This is a genomic window from Novosphingobium sp. BW1 (genome assembly GCF_008107685.1).
Lineage (GTDB): Bacteria > Pseudomonadota > Alphaproteobacteria > Sphingomonadales > Sphingomonadaceae > Novosphingobium.
This window is the reverse complement of record NZ_VIRF01000058.1, coordinates 353,924-366,302: the sequence shown is the minus strand read 5'-3', so window position 1 is coordinate 366,302 and position 12,379 is coordinate 353,924. Positions and strand designations below refer to the sequence as shown.

Sequence of the window (12,379 nt, the reverse complement as noted above, 5' to 3'; positions counted from 1 at the left end):
GGGAACATGCTGCGGCCAAGTGCATTCAATCCGCGTTAAGCCGTAAGCCGTTAGGGCGGCTGCAAGGTTGCCAACGGTGGAATTCATCGCCATCACGCGGCGGACTGTCGAATTTACCCGGGAGAGGCGCACGAAGCGCATCCCCGTAGTGCAAGAGGAGTAAGCCTGGATCATGGCTCGCAAATTCCTGATTTCCCGTGTGGCCCTTGCGGTCGCGCTCTCGAGCGGCGTTGCGGTATCGGTGGCCCCGACGGCCGCTGTCGCGGCCAAGAAGGACAAGGAGGGCTCAGCCGACTACTCGAAGGAGTTTGTCGCCGAGTTCATTCCCATCCAGGAAGCTGACAAGAAGGCTCGCGAAGCTCTGGGCGGCACGCCCAATGACGAGACGATGGCTGCGGCCGTTGCGGTCATGAACGCGGAGCTGGGCGGCAACGCCAAGGCGGCCTACGAGAAGGCGGCCAGCGTGGCCACGACCCCGGACGACAAGAACGTCCTGGGCGATTTCATGCGCTTCTTCGCGATTATCTCGAAGGACAACGACCTCAAGATCAAGGCGCTCAAGATGCGCCTCGACAGCGGCAAGGTTGCGCCTGAGCAGATCGGTGCGGTCAACTATGACCTTGGTGTCACCTACTACCAGCAGAAGGACTTCGCATCCGCCGCGCCTTACCTGAAGGCGGCGAAGGATGCTGGCTATCAGGACCCGAACAACCAGCTCGACCTGCTGCTTGCCGACACCTACAAGCGCTCGGGTAACCCCGAGGCGGCACTCGCGATGGTCAAGGAAGACATCGCCGCGGCTCAGGCTGCGGGCCGCGCGCCGGCGGAGAGCTCGCTCCGGGCCGCGCTGCAGTCGGCCTATGACGCCAAGGACCTTGCGACTTCGACCGAATACGCCGCGATGCTGGCTGAGAACTATCCCTCGCCCGACACCTGGTATATTTCGTCCTCGATCGTGCGCCAGCTCGCCAGCCTGCCCAAGCAGCAGAACCTCGATCTCATGCGCCTGATGTACGAAACGCAGGCCATGAAGGACAAGCGCGACTACCTTGAGTACCTCGAAAACGCCGACCCGCGCGGCTATCCGGGGGAAGCGCTCAAGATCATGAACCAGGGCCTCGCCAAGGGTGCGCTCGCCAGCGCCGACCTCGGCACCGAGAAGGTGGACACCGAAGCACGCGTGAAGTCGGACAAGGCATCTCTGCCCTCGCAGGAGGCTGAAGCGGCCAAGCCCGGCGCGACCCTCGCCACGCTGACCAACGCGGGCGATGTGTTCCTGAGCTACGACGAGAACGCCAAGGCCGAGACTTTCTATGCGCGTGCCCTTGAAAAGCCGGGCGTCGATGCGAACACCGTCGCGCTGCGTCTGGGTATTGCGCAAGCCCGCCAGGGCAAGTTCGCCGAGGCCGAGGCGACCCTCGCCAAGGTTGGCGGTGCCTCGAAGCCGGTTGCGGAGCTGTGGTCGGCCTACGCCGCCAGCAAGTCCTGATCGACGGATAAGGGCAGGGCGGTCGGATCTTCCGCTTGCCGCCCTGGCCTGCAGGCCATGAAAAAGGCGATGGACGTGGTGTCCATCGCCTTTTTTCGTGTGGCCATGCAAATGGCCGCTTGTCGAGCGTGGGACAGGATTCTGTCCTGCGCTCGACAGAATAACCGGTGCCGATCAGTCGACGGGTTCGAATTCCTTCGTGTCCGGGTTCATCAGGTGCAGGATACCGTCCGAGATGGCGAAGAACGAGCCGCGCAAGGTGAGCTCGCCACTGGCAACCTTGTCCCTGACCCAGGGGAAGGTCATCAGGTTCTCGAGGCTGACGCGTACGCCGGCGTGCTCCATCTCGATCTCGGCGGCTCGGCCGCTGTCGCCATGGTCGGCAACGACCTTCTCGCGGGCCTCGTCAAGGAGCGAAATCCAGTCGTCGACGAAGCCGCCTGCGCCCGGCGCATTGCCGCGGAGGCTCTGGCTGAGCGCGGCCTTGCAGCCGCCGCACATGCCGTGGCCCATGACCAGCACTTCCTTGACCTTGAGCACTTGCACCGCGAACTCGAGCGCGGCCGATACGCCGTGGTGGCCGGGAGTGGTCTCATAGGGCGGCACCAGTGCGGCGACGTTGCGCACCACGAAGATCTCGCCGGGATCGACGTCGAAGATCTGGCTGGGGTCGACGCGACTGTCGGAGCAGGAGATCACCATGACCTGCGGCTCCTGACCGTCCTTGAGCTTTGCCCAGCGTTCACGGTTCTGGCTCCATCCGGAGGACCGGAAGTGGCGGTATCCCTCCACGAGATCTTCGAGCACGGGGGACTTGGCTTCGCTCATTGAAAGCTCCTTGGGATTATATGGCAAACCATTGCGGCAGGTATAACGCAGTTTCTTCCGTTGCGTTTCGCCCGTGCGACAAAGCACGATTGCGCGATCATTAGCGTGCATATTGGGGGTGGCAAGCGGCGCCTGGAGGGACTATCTGAGCTCCATGAACGATCTTTCCTCCGCTCCCAAGCCCGAACGCAAGCGCAAGCCCGACTGGATCCGCGTGAAGGCGCCGACCAGTCGCGGCTATGGTGAAACCCGCCAGCTGATGCGGGATCTCAGCCTCAATACGGTATGCGAGGAGGCGGCGTGCCCCAACATCGGGGAGTGCTGGGAAAAGAAGCACGCCACGGTGATGATTCTGGGCGATACGTGCACGCGCGCCTGTGCGTTCTGCAACGTGAAGACCGGCATGCCGGGCCGCGTCGATCCCGCCGAACCCGAGCATGTTGCCGAACTGGCGCTGAAGACGGGCCTTGAACACATCGTCATCACCTCGGTTGACCGCGACGACCTTCCCGACGGTGGCGCTAGCCAGTTCATCAAGGTGATCGAAGCCCTGCGCGCAGCGACCCCCAAGACCACTATCGAGATTCTAACTCCCGATTTCCGCGGCAAGATGCGGCCCGCCATCGAGGCCATCGCTGCCGCGCGACCCGATGTCTTCAACCACAATCTCGAGACGGTCCCCCGGCTCTATCCGACGATCCGTCCCGGCGCGCGCTACTACGCCTCGCTGCGCCTGCTCGAAGAGGTCAAAGCGCACGATCCCTCGATCTTCACCAAATCGGGCATCATGCTGGGGTTGGGCGAAGGCCGTCTCGAAGTGCACCAGGTCATGGACGACATGCGCTGTGCGGACATCGATTTCCTGACGATGGGCCAGTACCTCCAGCCCACGCCCAAGCACGCCGAAGTTGCCGAGTTCGTGACCCCGCAGGCCTTCAAGTCCTATGGCGCGATCGCGCGTGCGAAGGGCTTTCTGCAGGTCGCTTCGACGCCGCTGACGCGTTCGAGCTATCACGCTGGCGATGATTTCGCCGAAATGCGGGCCGCACGCGAAGCGCGTCTCGCCAAGGAACAGAAGAAGCGCTGAGTCCCAACGTCCCGCGGTCCCTGTCCAGAGCTGGACAGGCGCGGGCATGGAACTGGCCCACGGAAAGCCCGTTACACCCAAATGCCCGGAATTCATGAAACCTACCGGCTCCCGTACAGCGCGGAGCAGATGTTCGATCTCGTGGCCGATGTCGGCCGCTACCAGGAGTTCCTGCCTTGGGTCGTGGCGACCCGTGTCCGTTCGGACAGCGATACCGAGATGGTCGCCGACATGCTTGTCGGCTTCAAGGCGCTGCGTGAGAAGTTCACTTCGCGCGTCGAGAAGACCCGACCGCGCGAGATCCGCGTTCATTATGTCGATGGACCGATGAAGGACCTCGACAACGTCTGGACTTTCCATCCGGTCGACGAAAACAGCTGTGATATCGAGTTCGACGTGCGCTTTTCGTTCCGCAATGCGCTGTTCGAGAAGCTGGCGGGCCAGTATTTTGACAAGGCCTTCCGCAAGATGGTGGCCGCGTTCGAGACGCGCGCGAGCGAGCTTTACGGCGCACCTGCCAAAGGCTGATCCAGCGCGGTTGCGATTTGTAACCAAAGCGCCCGAGCCACACTTAAAGTGGTTTCTAAAGAAAACCCCGCAGGCTTCCTGTGGGGTTTCTTTTTGTAAGCGTTACCTTCTATCTATCTGAAAATAAACGATTTAAGGTAAAAGGAGTTTGAGCGCTGTCAGCGCTGCCTGATGGCGTACCGCCGCGCGGTCCTCGCCTTCGATGTGCTGCTGCTCGGCGTTGACCTCTTCGTCACCGCGAAAGGCGCGGGCGAAAACGACCGTGCCGACCGGCTTCAATTCGGTGCCGCCGCCAGGACCTGCAATGCCGCTGATCGCCACGGCAACGTCCGCGCGGCTCTGGCGCAGCGCGCCTTGTGCCATGGCCCAGGCGGTGGCGGGCGATACGGCGCCGAAGGCTTCGATCAGGTCGGGCTGGACGCCCAGCATTTCCTGCTTGGATTCATTGGAATACGTCACGAAACCGCGCTCAAGAACGGCGGAGGAGCCGGGCACTTCGGTCAGCGCAGCGCACACAAGACCGCCGGTGCAGCTTTCGGCCACGGCAATGGTGCGGCCCAGCGCCTTGTTCTCGCTGATCACACGCTCGGCGAGATCGAACAGGTCGGTCGGGAAGAGAAGCTGTTTACCCATGTCAGTCCTTGCAGATGGTCAGGCCGCCCAGCGCCTTCGAGCTGGTGGCACCTTGTCGGGCGATCGTCTCCGAGCGGGCCGCGACTTCGATGAAGAGCGCGATGAGCCCAGCGGTGTTCTGGGGCGGAAGCGGCGAGAGCAGGTCGATGGCGAAATCGATCTCCTCGCACGATTCCAGGTGAATGGCTTGCGCGACGAGGCCCGAAACGGTGGCATCGACGAGCGGCTTGAGCGTTTCGTCGGGAAGCTGGGCTGCGATTGCCCCCATGCCCTCGTCGCGTCCGCGGCTCAGCTTGAGGAAGGCCGAGCGAGCCTCGGGCCAGTACTGCTCCCGCGGACCGGAGTAGCGCTGGACAACTTCCTGTCCATGGGTGGACAGGAATGCGTTGGCAGGCAGCGCCTGACGGCAGCGCCGCGCCGTCCCATCGATCACCTGCGGGAGCGAATAGGTAAGGACCGAGCGGGCTTCGCTGCGGGTCAGGCAGGCCTGCGTGGCCGCACTGGTGAGCGTTGGACACACGGCAACGCTGGCGGCAAGTCCTGCGGCCAGCCCGCGGCGCGCATACCGTCGAACGCGAGAAGCAAATCGGGTCACCAGACGTCTCCTTGAAAAGCCTTTTGGTCAGAGCCGCACGAGGCTGACGGCGGCCTGGGCGGCAATGCCTTCGCGGCGGCCGGTAAAGCCCAGCTTTTCGCTGGTGGTTGCCTTTACGCTGACAATCTGCGGGTCAACGCCCAGAATCTCGGCCAGGCGTGTGCGCATCGCGTCGCGGTGGGGGCCGATCTTGGGCGCCTCGCAGACGATTGTCACGTCCGCATTGCCGAGCGCGTAACCCGCGTCGGCCGCGAGCGATGCCGCGTGGGCGAGAAAGCGGTCCGAGGACGCGCCCTTCCAGCGCGCCTCGCTGGGCGGAAAGTGCTGCCCGATATCGCCCGCCGCAATCGCGCCGAGCAGGGCATCGACGAGAGCATGGATGGCCACGTCAGCATCGCTGTGGCCGGCAAGCCCGTGGGTGTGCTCGATCTTGACGCCGCACAGCCACAGATCTTCGCCTTCTTCCAGCTGGTGGACGTCGAACCCGGTGCCCACACGCATGAGCGGGGCGGTGGGAGTGAAGTCGTGGCTGTAGGTCAACTTGTGCAGGGCTTCGTCTCCTTCGACGAGGGCAATGTCGCAGCCCCACGCCTGGGCGACCTGGGCGTCATCTCCGGCGCTGGCCGGGCTGTCCCAGGCGCGGTGGGCGTTGAGAATTTCAGCGAATCGGAAGGCTTGCGGGGTCTGTACCCGCCTCAGGTCCTCGCGCCGCGCGCTTGCTCCCATGCGTGGCCCATGCGCGCCCGGCTCGCTGTGGGCAAGACTGTCCACCACCGGGAGGACCGGGATTGCGCCCTTGTGGTGCTCCAGTGCGGTGAGCAGCCGCGCGATGACCGCCTGGGGCAGGATCGGGCGCGCGGCATCGTGAATAAGGACGTGCTCGGGGTGCGATCCGACAAGCACTTCTAGGCCAAGGCGCACCGATTCCTGTCGCGTCTTCGCGCCTGCTGTAAGTATCACCCCGGCGATGCCGGAAAGTGTTTCGCGCGCCACGGGACCCGTGTTCTCGGGGATCACGACGCAGATCGGGGCGATTCCAGCGGCGGCCAGGGTCTCCACCGAATGGCGCAGGACAGGCTTGCCGCGCCAGTTCACGAATTGCTTGGGAAGGGGCTGTCCGGCGCGCAAACCCTTGCCCGCAGCCACCACAACAGCGGCGACTCTGGGTGTGTCGGATATGGCACGGGGGGGAGTGGAAGTGCTCTGCGTCATCGCGATTGCGGGTAATCGCTTGCTGCGAAGAGGGCAATCCACTATGCGCCTGCCTGTTTTTTAGGCAGTGGTGCACAAGATATGACTCGACACGACACCCCCTTGCCGGCCGCGCCCGCGCTCAAGCCCATCGACATCGGTCCCGTCAGGATCGACTGTCCCGTCGTGCTCGCGCCCATGACGGGGGTTTCCGACCTTCCGTTCCGCAAGATGGTGCGCAGCTTCGGCTCCGGCCTCAACGTGACCGAGATGATCGCCAGCCCGGCTGCGATTCGCGAAACGCGCGTTTCGGTGCAGAAGGCGATGTGGGACCCGTGTGAGGACCCGGTCGCCATGCAGCTGGTCGGCTGCGAGCCCGAGCAGATGGGCGAGGCGGCGAAGCTGGTCGAAGATCGCGGCGCGGCGATCATCGACATCAACATGGGCTGCCCGGTCCGCAAGGTCGTCAACGGCGATGCCGGTTCGGCGCTGATGCGCGACGTGCCGCTGGCGACGCGCCTGATCGAGGCGACGGTCAAGGCGGTCAAGGTTCCGGTGACGGTCAAGATGCGCATGGGCTGGTGCCACGACAGCCTCAACGCCCCTGAACTTGCGCGTATCGCCGAGGATCTGGGGGCCCGCATGATCACCGTCCATGGGCGCACCCGCAACCAGATGTACAAAGGCAGCGCGGACTGGAGCTTCGTGCGCAAGGTCAAGGACGCGGTTTCGATACCTGTTATCGTCAACGGCGACATCTGCGGGATCGAGGACGCGGCGAACGCTTTGGAGCAGTCGGGCGCAGACGGTCTGATGGTCGGTCGCGGCGCTTACGGGAAGCCCTGGATCCTCTCGCAGATCATGCAGTGGTGGCGCGGTCAGCCCGTCGCTGCAGAGCCCGATTTCGGCACGCAGTACGCAATCATTCGCGAACACTACGAAGCGATGCTGGAGCACTACGGGCGCGATACCGGCGTCAAGATGGCCCGCAAGCATCTTGGTTGGTACGTCAAGGGCATCAAGGGCTCTGCCGAGTTCCGCAACCGCGCGAACTTCATCGACGACCCCGACGAGGTGCTGGGGGCGCTAGCCGAATTCTACGCCCCATATCGTGAGGCGCAGGCCGCATGAGCGAGGCGGCGGGCATCACCTTGCCCGAAGCCGACCGCGTGCTGGCCAGCCTCCCGCAGGCGGTCGTGCTGCTCGAGCCGGGCCTGCGCATCGCCTCGGTCAATCCGGCCGCCGAACAGTTCTTCGGCCAGTCGCTGCGGCGCTTGGCGGGAGCTGGCCTGCGCGATCTGCTCGATGTGACAAGCCCGCGCGTGCTTGATCGCCTGGACGACTACGAGACCCCGGTCTCGGCGCGCGAACTGACGGTGCAGGTCAAAGGCATGGGCATGCGCCGGATCGACCTCAACGTCGCGCCGGTTGCCGATCATCCGCGCTGGCAGGTGTTGATGATCCACGATCACACGACGGCCGAGGCTCTGGGCGACGATTCGGGCGGCTTCGATGCCACTGCGCTTCGCGGACCCGAGATCATGGCGCACGAGATCAAGAACCCGCTTGCCGGGATACGCGGCGCGGCGCAGCTTTTGTCGCGTCAGGTCGACGAGAAGGGGCACGCGCTGACCGATCTTATCACGGGCGAAGTGGACCGCATCGCCGATCTTATCGGGCGCATGCAGGACCTCAGCCGTCAGACGGCTCCCGCCATGGCGCCTTGCAATCTGCACGAGGCCGCACGCCGGGCCATTGACGTGATCCATGCCGGGCGCGCCGAGCACCCGGAATACTGCACCATCCAGGAGGAATTTGACCCTTCGCTTCCCCCTGTCCTGGGCAGCGCGGATGCTCTGGTGCAGGTCATCATCAACCTCTTGTCGAACGCGATGGAAGCCAGCCTTTCGCAAGCCGTGCCACGTGTCATGGTGCGCACCCGCTTTGCCAGCGGGTTGCAGTTGCACACCACCGAGGACGGCAAGCCGCTGCGCCTGCCGGTCGAACTGCGCGTGACCGACAATGGTGAAGGTGTGGCGCCGAACCTTCGCGAGCATATCTTCGAGCCCTTCGTCACCAGCAAGAAATCGGGGCAGGGGCTCGGTCTGCCGCTCGTGCGCAAACTGGTGCGTGAGATGAAAGGGCGTATCACGCATGAGCGCGACGACGTGAAGGGGCTTACGCACTTTCGCGTTCACTTGCCGCTTGCGAAGGAAACACGAAAGACACTCTTGGGAGGGAGGCCATCGTGATCGAAGTCCTGTTGGTCGAGGACGACCCCTCGATCGCGCTCGTCATTGACGCGGCGCTGGTCGCCGAAGGCGCGAACGTGATGCATGTCGAGACGCTTGCCGAGCGCGACCGGCTTTTGCAGCAGCATCGTTTCAGTGCACTGGTGACCGACGTCATGCTGCCCGATGGGGACGGGATCGAGACTTTGGGGGTGGTTCGTACGCTGTGTCCTGACATGCCGATCATCATTCTTTCGGCGCAGAACACGCTCGACACCGCCGTACGCGCTACCGACACCGGTGCCTTCGAGTATTTTCCCAAGCCTTTCGACATCGATGAACTGGCGCGCACCGTGTGTCAGGCGGCGGGCAACGCGGGCGGTGGAGATGCTCTTGAGGATGAGGACATCGTCGAGGATGGCCTGCCGCTGGTGGGCCGCAGCCCGGCGATGCAGTCGGTCTTCCGCATGATCACGCGGGTCCTGCGCAATGACCTCACTGTGCTGATCCTGGGCGAATCGGGGACCGGCAAGGAGCTGGTAGCCGAGGCGATCCATCAGCTCGGCAATCGCCGGGCCGGGCCGTTCATCGCGGTCAATACCGCCGCGATCCCGGCCGAGCTGATCGAGAGTGAACTGTTCGGGCACGAGAAGGGCGCCTTTACCGGTGCGGTCGCGCGCCATGTCGGCAAGTTCGAACAGGCGGCTGGCGGCACGCTCTTTCTCGACGAGATTGGTGACATGCCGATGCAGGCGCAGACGCGTCTGCTGCGCGCGCTCCAGTCGGGCACGATCCGCCGCGTGGGCGGGCAGGAAGACATTTGCCTCGACGTGCGCATCGTGGCGGCCACCAACAAGTCGCTCGAACCTGAGATTGCGGCCGGACGCTTTCGCGAGGATCTGTTCTACCGCCTCAATGTGGTACCCATACACATGCCGCCCCTGCGCGAGCGGCGCGACGATATCGAGGTTCTGGCCCGCCATTTCCTCCAGCAGGCCGCAAGCGAGGGGCTGCCGCGCCGGCAGCTGACCCCGGCGGCCTCCCGCATGCTGGGCGAGCAGGTCTGGCCGGGCAACGTGCGCGAGCTCAAAAATTTCGTTTACCGGCTCACCCTGCTGGCGCGTGAGGACACGATCGACGTGGAGGTCGTTGTCCCGCTGCTACGCCAGGCGGCGAGTGCGGAGCCTGCCCTCGAGGGCAAACCGGAAAGGTCTGATATCGAGACGGCCATTGTCCAGTGGCTGGAAAACGCGCAGCCCGCTTCGGGGACGATCTACGCTTCGGCGCTCGCGGCGCTGGAGCGCCCGCTCTTTGCCTCGATCCTGCGCCAGACCGCTGGAAACCAGCTGCGCGCGGCGCAGGCGCTGGGGATCAACCGGAATACCTTGCGCAAGCGCCTGAGCGAATTGGCGCTCGACCCTGAGGAATTCGCCCGACGTTAATCTTCGTGGCGGCACAAGGCGATCCGGACGCGGCGTCGTCTCGCCGATATGTGCCTGCGACCGAACGCAGTACGCAGATTTGGAACTTGCGCTGGCGCAACAGGGGTGTTGTATAGGTGCAACGATGAGTGCAATACCCGCAACACGACGAAACTGGCCACGGTGGTGGAGGCGATTCCAGATCGCGGCGCGCCGTGCCAACGTTTTCGCGGTGATCGCCGCGCTGTGCGTGGTCGCCTTCGTGGTCATGAGTTCGATCACCTGGATCAGCCTCAATTCAGGGTGGGATGCGGCGCGCCCCATTCCCTCCAATCTCACAGCCACGCTTCTGGTCGGCATGCTGGTGCCCGCGATGGCGCTGATCGTGCTTCTGGGGCGCTACATAGCCCTGCAACGCGCGGCGGAGAGTATCGGCGGCACCGGGCAGATGCACGTGCGTCTGGTGTTCATTTTTTCACTGATCTCGGCGATACCGACGCTGTTGGTGGTGGTCTTCGCTTCGTGGCTGTTCCAGTCGGGTGTCGAGTTCTGGTTTTCCGACAACTCGCGCGGCCTCCTTGAAAATGCGAACAAGCTGGCACGGGGCTATTACGAACAGACGGTGCGCGACGTCGGCTACGAATCGGTCGCGATGGCAACGGACTCTCGCCGTGAATTGGAGAGCTATCCTGTCGTTAGCCAGACCTTCCAACGTTTTCTCGCCAATCAGGTCCTGCTTCGTAATCTGTCGGTTGCGGCGGTCATCCAGATCGACTCCGATGGCGAGCAACGCACCCCCATCATCGTTGATCCGGACAACAAGTCCGAGAACAACCGCTTGAGCAAGGAAATGCTCGAACGCCTCGACAAGGGCGAGCCCTATGTCGCGGAATCCAAGAACAATCGGATTGTCGCCGGCGCGCCGATCGAACGGCAGTCGGGTGTCTACCTGCTGGTCGCACGTACAAATGACCTGGTTTCCCTCAGTCAGGGGCAGCGCGCCGAGAATATCGTCCAGGCCTACGAGGTGCTCACCAGCCGGGCGCGGATCATGCAGCTGCAGTTCAACGTCGCGCTGTTCGTGGCCTCGCTGGCGCTGGTCGGGCTCTCGGTCTGGTTCGCGCTGCGCTTTGCCGACCGACAGGTCCAGCCGCTCTACGAGCTGGTCGAAGCGGCGCGGCGCGTGGGGGCAGGCAACTATTCGCTACAGCTCGAGGGGCGGACCGGTACCGACGAAATCGGCCTTCTCAACCGCGCCTTCAATCGCATGACTGCGCAGATCGACAAGCAGACGCAGGCGCTTCTGGGCGCCAACCGCCAGCTTCACGAACGCCGCCTGTTCATTGAGGCCGTTCTGGAATCGGTGACTTCGGGCATCATCTCGCTCGACGAGAGGGGCTGCATCCTTCTGATGAACAGCTCCGCGCTCAAGCTCACCAATCAGGATGACGTACCCGAGGGCATGCCGATCGCCGAGCTGGCCCCGGCCATCGCGACCATGATCGAGAGCGATGATCGCAGTGGCATCGTCCAGTTCAGCCGTGGCGGCGAACTCCTGACGCTTGCCGTGAAAACGAGCCGCGATGCGACCGGTCACGTCATCACCTTTGAAGACATCACCCGTCAGTTGGTTGACCAACGCACCGCGGCCTGGTCGGACGTCGCGCGCCGTATTGCGCACGAGATCAAGAACCCGCTTACGCCGATCCAGCTGGCGACCGAGCGTCTCAGCCGTCGCTACCGCAAACAGATCATCGATAACCCGGAGCTTTTCGAGGACCTTACCGCCACCATCATCCGGCAGGTCGGGGACCTGCGCCGCATGGTCGACGAATTTTCCTCGTTCGCCCGGCTGCCCAAACCCGTGTTTCGAGCGGAAGACCCCGTGGCGCTCACCCGGCAGGCCTTGTTTCTTCAGGAAGTGGCCCGTCCCGACGTCGACTTCACCTTCGCGGCCGAGGATGAGATCGGCACCATCGATTGCGACCGCCACCAGTTCGGCCAGGCCATGACCAACGTCCTCAAGAACGCGGTCGAGGCCACGGAAACCAAGGCGCGCGAAGCCGGCGAAGGTTACAAGGGGCGGATCGCAGTGGACATCACGGCCAGCGGGGATTGCATCGAGGTGCGCATCGCCGACAACGGCATTGGCCTCTCCCAGGCACACGAACGGATCATCGAACCTTATGTCACCACCCGCGAAAAGGGTACGGGCCTTGGCCTCGCGATCGTCAACAAGATCGTCGAGGAGCATGGCGGCGACATGACCTTTACCCCCGCCAGGGGCGGCGGGACGTTGGTGACAATGCGCTTCGCAGCTGACCCGCTGCTGCGCCAGCGCAAGCAGGAGGCCGCCGAATGAGGGCGGCCATGCGG

The 12,379-nt window shown here is 63.9% G+C and carries 11 protein-coding genes; 7 read left to right on the top strand and 4 right to left on the bottom strand.

Annotated elements, in window-relative coordinates:
- Positions 1–172: 172 nt before the first annotated feature.
- Positions 173–1,489 carry a hypothetical protein gene (locus tag FMM79_RS06725; protein ID WP_148626736.1) on the top strand — a complete coding sequence of 439 codons (1,317 nt, stop codon included), beginning with the start codon at positions 173–175 and terminating at the stop codon, positions 1,487–1,489.
- A 174-nt stretch (positions 1,490–1,663) separates the two neighbouring features.
- On the opposite strand, the gene FMM79_RS06720 is transcribed toward FMM79_RS06725, so the two are convergent.
- The gene (locus FMM79_RS06720) at positions 1,664–2,317 is read right to left on the bottom strand and encodes a carbonic anhydrase (RefSeq protein ID WP_148626735.1); all 654 of its coding nucleotides are present in this window, start codon (positions 2,315–2,317) and stop codon (positions 1,664–1,666) included.
- A 154-nt stretch (positions 2,318–2,471) separates the two neighbouring features.
- On the opposite strand from FMM79_RS06720, the gene lipA reads away from it, so the two are divergent.
- Together lipA and FMM79_RS06710 are read left to right on the top strand one after the other, a co-directional pair.
- A complete protein-coding gene (gene lipA / locus FMM79_RS06715; RefSeq protein WP_148626734.1) occupies positions 2,472–3,404 on the top strand; it encodes a lipoyl synthase in 933 nt (310 codons plus the stop codon).
- Positions 3,405–3,485: 81 nt separating this feature from the next.
- Entirely contained in the window at positions 3,486–3,932 is a 447-nt protein-coding gene (locus FMM79_RS06710) for a type II toxin-antitoxin system RatA family toxin (protein ID WP_148626733.1), read from the top strand.
- A gap of 132 nt (positions 3,933–4,064) precedes the next feature.
- On the opposite strand, the gene FMM79_RS06705 is transcribed toward FMM79_RS06710, so the two are convergent.
- From FMM79_RS06705 to FMM79_RS06695, 3 genes are read right to left on the bottom strand one after another with little or no spacing between them, the layout of a single operon-like run.
- Positions 4,065–4,565 (bottom strand): CinA family protein, encoded by a 501-nt coding sequence (locus tag FMM79_RS06705; protein ID WP_148626732.1) that lies wholly within the window; start codon positions 4,563–4,565, stop codon positions 4,065–4,067.
- A gap of 1 nt (position 4,566) precedes the next feature.
- Positions 4,567–5,160, bottom strand: a complete 594-nt coding sequence (locus FMM79_RS06700; RefSeq protein ID WP_205466520.1) for a hypothetical protein — start codon at positions 5,158–5,160, stop codon at positions 4,567–4,569.
- Between the two features lie 27 nt (positions 5,161–5,187).
- Entirely contained in the window at positions 5,188–6,372 is a 1,185-nt protein-coding gene (locus FMM79_RS06695) for a bifunctional 2-C-methyl-D-erythritol 4-phosphate cytidylyltransferase/2-C-methyl-D-erythritol 2,4-cyclodiphosphate synthase (protein ID WP_148626731.1), read from the bottom strand.
- 81 nt (positions 6,373–6,453) lie between these two features.
- Between FMM79_RS06695 and dusB the strand changes: the two genes are divergently transcribed.
- The 4 genes from dusB (at position 6,454) to FMM79_RS06675 (ending at position 12,365) form a co-directional block, all read left to right on the top strand.
- Entirely contained in the window at positions 6,454–7,482 is a 1,029-nt protein-coding gene (gene dusB, locus FMM79_RS06690) for a tRNA dihydrouridine synthase DusB (RefSeq protein ID WP_148626730.1), read from the top strand.
- Positions 7,479–8,603, top strand: a complete 1,125-nt coding sequence (locus tag FMM79_RS06685) for a nitrogen regulation protein NR(II) (RefSeq protein ID WP_148626729.1) — start codon at positions 7,479–7,481, stop codon at positions 8,601–8,603. Before dusB ends, FMM79_RS06685 begins: the two co-directional genes overlap by 4 nt.
- Complete coding sequence (locus tag FMM79_RS06680; protein ID WP_371710873.1) at positions 8,603–10,024, top strand: sigma 54-interacting transcriptional regulator; 1,422 nt, start codon at positions 8,603–8,605, stop codon at positions 10,022–10,024. Before FMM79_RS06685 ends, FMM79_RS06680 begins: the two co-directional genes overlap by 1 nt.
- Positions 10,025–10,148: 124 nt before the next feature.
- Entirely contained in the window at positions 10,149–12,365 is a 2,217-nt protein-coding gene (locus FMM79_RS06675) for an ATP-binding protein (protein WP_148626727.1), read from the top strand.
- Positions 12,366–12,379: the final 14 nt, after the last annotated feature.